The organism is Bradyrhizobium sp., from assembly GCF_016462955.1.
In the GTDB taxonomy this organism is placed as follows: Bacteria; Pseudomonadota; Alphaproteobacteria; order Rhizobiales; family Xanthobacteraceae; genus Bradyrhizobium.
In genome coordinates this window covers 1-1807 of record NZ_JAEMSD010000835.1, presented here as the reverse complement: position 1 = coordinate 1807, position 1807 = coordinate 1, and the positions used below count along the sequence as shown (strand labels likewise).

Below are 1807 nucleotides of genomic sequence, written 5' to 3'. Positions count from 1 at the left end.
CGGCAATGCCGCGATGGCGACCTCGCGCCAGATCAAGTCGCTGCCCGGCTTCGTCACCGTGATCCAGGAGCGCAACGAGCCGATCTGGGGCTCGGACGCCGCGCTCTCGGTGACGCTGTCGGCGACGACGGGCTTTGTCGTCCTGATCCTCGGCTTCGCCTTCCACTGGCAGTCCACCCGCGCCCGCGAAGGCGATCTCATCAATGACGCCGTGCGCGGCCGCATCGACACCGCGCTCAACCGCGGCCGCTGCGGGCTGTGGGACTGGGACCTGTCGCGCGGCCGGATCTTCTGGTCGCAATCGATGTTCTCGATGCTCGGCCTCGACGGCCGCCACGAGCTCCTCACCTTCGGCGAGGTCAACGCGCTGGTGAAGTCCGACGACATCGACCTGTTCGAGATCGCCGACCAGCTCATCTCCGAGAAGATCGACCACATCGACCAGACCTTCCGCATGCAGCATGTCGACGGCCACTGGATCTGGCTGCGCGTCCGCTGCGAGAAGACGCGCGGCGCAACCGATTCCAGCGTGCACCTGATCGGCATCGCGGTCGACATCACCGAGCAGAAGAGCCTCGCCGAGAGGACGGTGGAAGCTGACCTGCGCCTGCGCGACGCCATCGAGACCATCCCGGAAGCCTTCGTGCTGTGGGACGCCAGCGACCGCCTGGTGCTCTGCAACTCGCACTTCCAGCGCCTGCACAAGCTGCCCGAGACCGCGGTCATCCCCGGCACCTCCTACGAAACCGTGCTGGAAGTCGGCCGCATGCCGGAGGTGCGGACCCGCCACAACGAGACCGCCCCCCAGGGCCCGGGCGCGCGTACCTTCGAGGCGCAACTCGATGACGGCAGCTGGCTGCATATCAGCGAGCGCCGCACCAAGGACGGCGGCTACGTTTCGGTCGGAACCGACATCACCCGGATCAAGGAGCACGAGCAGAAGCTGGTCGACAACGATCTGCGCCTGCGCGCCACCGTCATCGACCTCAAGCGCTCGCAGGCGGCGCTGGAGCGTCAGGCGGTCGAGCTCGCCGACCTCGCCGAGAAGTACCAGCGCGAGAAGACCCGCGCCGAGGAGGCCAACCAGACCAAGTCGAAATTCCTCGCCAATATGAGCCACGAGCTGCGCACGCCGCTCAACGCCATCATCGGCTTCTCCGAGATCATGGGCTCGGGCATGTTCGGCGAGCTCGGCAGCGAGAAGTACCAGGAATATTGCCAGGACATCCTGACCAGCGGCCACTACCTGCTCGAGGTCATCAACGACATCCTCGACATGTCCAAGATCGAGGCCGGCCGCATGAAGCTCGACATGGAAGAGCTCGACCTCTCCAAGACGCTCGCGGAATCATTGCGGGTCGTCACCGGCCGGGCGCAGGACAAGAACCTGACGCTCGATGCCGACATCGCCAAATCGATCTCGGTCGTCGCCGACCGCCGCGCCACCAAGCAGATCATCGTCAATCTGCTCTCCAACGCCGTCAAGTTCACGCCGGACGGCGGGCGCGTCGTAGTGCGCAGCCGGCTGCTCGACGACCGCATCGTGCTGATGATCGCCGACACCGGCATCGGCATCGCGCAGCATTCGCTGGCGCGGCTCGGCCGTCCGTTCGAGCAGGTCGAGAGCCAGCTCACCAAGACCTATCACGGCTCCGGCCTCGGGCTCGCCATCGCCCGCTCGCTGGCGCAGCTCCAGGGCGGCTCGATGCGCCTGCGCTCCAAGCTCGAGGTCGGCACCGTCGTGCGCGTGACCCTGCCGCGCGACGCGATCAAGGCGACCGCCGGAGTTTCGGCGGCGGCGTAGGAC

General features: G+C 66.7%; 1 protein-coding gene. It reads left to right on the top strand.

Translation table 11 applies throughout. The annotated features are described in order from the left end of the window. Positions 1–1804, top strand: a 1804-nt coding sequence (locus tag JHD07_RS38980) for an ATP-binding protein (RefSeq protein WP_291631891.1), incomplete at its 5' end; no start/stop codon positions are given. Between the last annotated feature and the right edge of the window lie 3 nt (positions 1805–1807).